Annotated in this window: 2 protein-coding genes and 1 pseudogene; all 3 read left to right on the top strand. The window is 57.5% G+C overall.

The annotated features are described in order from the left end of the window. The coding region (locus HMPREF2550_RS12230) for a type ISP restriction/modification enzyme (RefSeq protein ID WP_305764121.1) at window positions 1-1,361 on the top strand (1,361 nt) is incomplete at its 5' end. A gap of 7 nt (window positions 1,362-1,368) precedes the next feature. Next, window positions 1,369-2,868 (top strand): ATP-binding protein, encoded by a 1,500-nt coding sequence (locus HMPREF2550_RS03805; protein ID WP_070789801.1) that lies wholly within the window; start codon window positions 1,369-1,371, stop codon window positions 2,866-2,868. Then, window positions 2,868-4,389, top strand: a pseudogene (locus HMPREF2550_RS03800) (endonuclease); the annotation flags it as partial. The gene HMPREF2550_RS03805 and the pseudogene HMPREF2550_RS03800, both read left to right, overlap by 1 nt.

Here is a 4,389-nt window from a genome sequence, read left to right as displayed (position 1 = left end):
CAATCGTGGCGCATCCACCGCATGATCGGGCCGAATCAATTGTGCCGAACCAGCATGGTGACTGGCTGAACCAGCGCAGTGAAGAGTTTGCAACGTGGCCGGTTATTGGAGAAAAGAAGGGTGACGCGACAAAGATCTTTGAGGTACACTCTGCGGGCCTTCAGACCAATCGCGATGCTTGGGTGTATTCGTATTCAGGTAAGCAATTAGCAGACCAGGTAGACCGTCTAATCACTGCTTATGACCAAGCTCTTTCGGAAGTTTCTAAATTTGATTCTATTAACGACCTATTTGACTCACATCCAGAGTTCGTAGATCCCGCCAAGATCAAATGGTCATCGAGCCTACAAAATCATCTAATGCGAAGGAATCCTATCCCATCTAATGGATTCCAGACGCTCTCTTTGTATCGACCATTTTGTAAGCAGAAGGTGTATTTCGATTCGATTCTCAATCACCGTACGTATCAGTTGCCGTCGATGTTCCCGACGCAACAGCACAAGAGCATTGGATACGTATCTACGAGTCCAGGCGATAGCGTACCTCTGGGAACGCTGGCGATGAACACAATGCCTGATCTACACACAATCGCCACTTCACAGTTTTTCCCTCGCTTCACCTGGGAGCCCGTGGACGCTGAGGATGGTGGGTTGTTCGGCGAGAGGACGTCGATAAGCGAAGGTGAGTCCTCGATGTATGGGCAGGTCGGTGAGGTCGTTGCGGGGTATGTGCGCAAGGACAACATCACTGACGCGATCAAGGCGATCTACCGCGACGCGCTGGGGGCTGATGTCACTGGTGACGACATCTTCCACTTCGTCTACGGGAAGCTGCACGACCCGAACTATCGGGAGACGTACGCGGCGGATCTGAAGAAGATGCTGCCGCACATTGAGACGCCGGGGACGCGTGAGGAGTTCGACAAGTTCGCGCGTGCCGGCAAGGAACTGATGGACCTGCACGTCGGATACGAGGATGTGGAGCCGTACCCGCTGGATATCGCGGTGAAGGGCGACGAGTCCGATCCAGAGACCTGGCGTGTGCTGAAGATGAAGTGGGGGCGCAAAAAGGACCCGGAGACGGGCAAGAACGTCAACGACGTGACCAAGTTGATCTACAACAAGCGCGTCACCATTACTGGTATTCCGGCTGAGGCTGACGAGTACATGCTGGGGTCGCGCTCTGCGCTGGCGTGGTTGATTGATCGTTACCAGGTGAAGAAGGACAAGGCGTCTGGGATTGTGAACGACCCGAACGATTGGGCAGACGAGGGGGGCAACCCGCGCTACATCGTGGACCTGATAGGCAAGGTCACGCGGGTCGCTGTGGAAACGGTCCGGATCGTGGAGGGGCTGAGGTAGTTCACGGATGAGTTCCCGAGAGATCTCGAATGACATTGAACACGTCGTTGCCCTCCCACCCACCGAGGGAATCCACCACGCCCTCGGGGCGAACCATGACCTGGTGACGGGCCTTGATGAGCTGATCGATAACGCCATCGATGCGCACGCCCAAAACGTAGTGCTGCACTTCCACGTCGACGGGTTCCGCCTGGTGCAGATCGGCATCCACGACGACGGCACCGGCATGTCCCTGCAGCAGATGCAGGAGATCCTGCGCCTCGGCGGGCACCAGGCACGCAACAAAAAGAACATCGGCCGGTACGGGATGGGCATGAAGGAGGGCTCGTTCAGTAACGCGGAGATCGTCACCGTGGTGTCCCGCCAACGCGGCCAGCACTCGGCTGGCTACGAGCTGCGCAAAGGAAGCTTTGACGCAGGCGTCTTGGGCGAGCGCTCCATCATGGACGTCTGGAACCTCCGCGCAGACATGCTCACTCTCAAGCACGGAACTAGCATCGTGTGGAACAGCCTCACCGACGTCTACCGGGGCGAAGACGAAGCGCAAGGCCTCGGCTTCATCTCCAGCACGTTAGAGAAGGTACGCCGCCACATCGGTATCCGGTACCACCGCTTCCTCGAGCGCGGCGACCTCAACGTGTCCATGTTCACCCGCTGGGATGACGCAGACTGGGCGCCGAACCCCGCAGTAAAGCCGATCAACCCCGTCGGCTACAGCCGCCCAGCGCGCAAAGACTACCCACGCACCCTCACTGTCGGCGGGAAGCCAGGCACCCCGGGTGTTACCGCCCACATCTGGACCAACCGCTCCACGAAGGACGAGTTCATCCTCGAAGACAAAGACGCGATGGGCCACCAGGGCTTCTACTTTTACGACGCCGACCGCCTCCTCACCAGCGGCGGCTGGAGCGGCTTCCGCCGCAACAGCAAGGATACGAAGCTGCTCCGAATCATTATCGACGATCCACAAGTCATCAACGAATACCTCATGGTGAGTCCGCAGAAGCGTTCCGTGCGCCTGAGCGAGGGCTTCCACAGGTTCATCGATTCCCTTCGGGACGTCAAAGATTCGGAATATACGTTCGATGACGTCTGCGCCGACGCGCGCGACGTCCTCCGGGAGTCCAACCAGAAGTCAGGCAACGCCGACCAGATCTCGGAGGCAGGCGTCGGCATCGCCCCGGAGGTTAAACGCGCAGTTGAGGAGCATGCGCGCATCCGCCTCACCGATCCAATCGACATCAAATACAAGCAGCTTCGGAACGACGATTTCGTCGAAATCGATCAGCCCAACCACTGCATTTACATCAACGCGGAGTACCGCAAACTCATCAACCCCGGCAGAGGCTCGCTCAATGACGCGCCCATTGTCAAGACGCTGTTGTACCTTCTCTTTAACGATGCCGCCGTCCAAAAACGAACCAAAAAGTCGAATGCGAACGTGGAAGTGTGGAACGCCCTCCTCACCGCCGCAGCGCAAGCAGAAGCGAATAGTAGGAGCGAATAATGGATTTCAACGATATTAGGAACGCGATCTCAGATCTGTATGACGCACGGAGTCTCCGCGTCCGCCCTGCGATTCATCAGGGAGTCGAACTTCTCACCGGAACCATGCTTAGCGACGACCAGCTCCGCTCCTACCTTCGTAATGGCTCGGCCGCGGACGTTCAACCGCTCGTTTCCTACATCACCGAGATCGCAAACGCCGACGGGGCCACTCTGGACCCGAAGACAGCAACTCGACCGGACTCCCCAGAGCGCATCGCATGGATCCTCGAACAGTTGGAGCTCAGCGTGTTCTCGGAAGAGATCGACGAGCTGCTCGTATCGCCCGAGCCTTCGGTGATCGTTGACCAGATTTTTGATGATTGGTACACCCCCGAGCGTGCTGCCAAAAACGCGAACTATTGGACCGACTACAAGAACGTCCTGTCCCGCAATAACTGGGATGCGGCCTCCATCGCCGCTGTCGATGAGCAAGCAACGCAGGTGCTCCGCCGTCTCACAGACCCGACGAAGGCCGAGTACCAGTCTTCCCGTGGTCTGGTTGTGGGCTACGTGCAGTCGGGAAAGACCGCGAACTTCACCGCACTTGCCGCCAAGGCCATCGACGCCGGGTACCGCTTCATCATCATCCTCGCCGGCACGATGAACAACCTGCGCGAGCAGACGCAGCGCCGAATGGATAAGGAGTTGTGCGGTAAGGAAGCAGTGCTCGACGGCTTGGATTACGAAAACCTCACGAAGGAAGAGGTGAAGTACGAGACCTACTTTAACGAGGACGAGGAGTGGGAGCGGGACTGGAATGACCGTGGTGGTGCGTTCCTGAGCCATGGGCCGCGCTACGGTGAGCCCGGCTTCCCACGCATCCGCCGCGTCACGACGTCGAAAATTGACTACCAGCGTAAAGTCACCAACGCCATCGATATTGAGCGCCCGGACAAGTCAAAGCCCATGTATGACCCTGCCAACTTGGACAACATGAAGTGCTTGGTTGCTGTGGTGAAAAAGAATGCTACGGTTCTGCGCCACTTCAACTCAGACCTACGCCGTGCTGCTGGTGCAGACCCCGAGTTTAAGAACCTTCCAGTGCTGGTCATCGATGATGAGTCCGACCAAGCGTCGATCAACACCCGCCCACAGAAGAGCCGTGGAAGCAAGGAGGAAGTCAACAGGACAGCCGTGAACGAGCAGATCACGGAGATCCTGCAGAACTGCCCTCGAGCACAGTATGTCGGCTACACTGCTACCCCATTCGCGAACGTGTTCATTGACCCCAACGACCCGGTTGACCTGTACCCGCGCCACTTCGCATTAATGTTGCAGGAGCCGCCTGCGTATCGAGGTGCGCGCTGGTTCCACGACCGTACAGAGTTCGCCGATGGGAGCGAAATCCCGACGATTAAGAACTCGCAGAGCAAGGCGTTCATCCGTGATCTCATTGATGAAAGCTCAGTGAGTGATGAGTTTTATGACGAAACGCGTAGGAACGAGCTGGCCCGATCATGCGGTGGATGCGCCACGATTG

The sequence above is a fragment of the Corynebacterium sp. HMSC074A01 genome, from assembly GCF_001831515.1.
GTDB lineage: Bacteria > Actinomycetota > Actinomycetes > Mycobacteriales > Mycobacteriaceae > Corynebacterium.
Note: the sequence above shows the minus strand (reverse complement) of the source record. Positions and strands in the feature narration are given on the sequence as shown.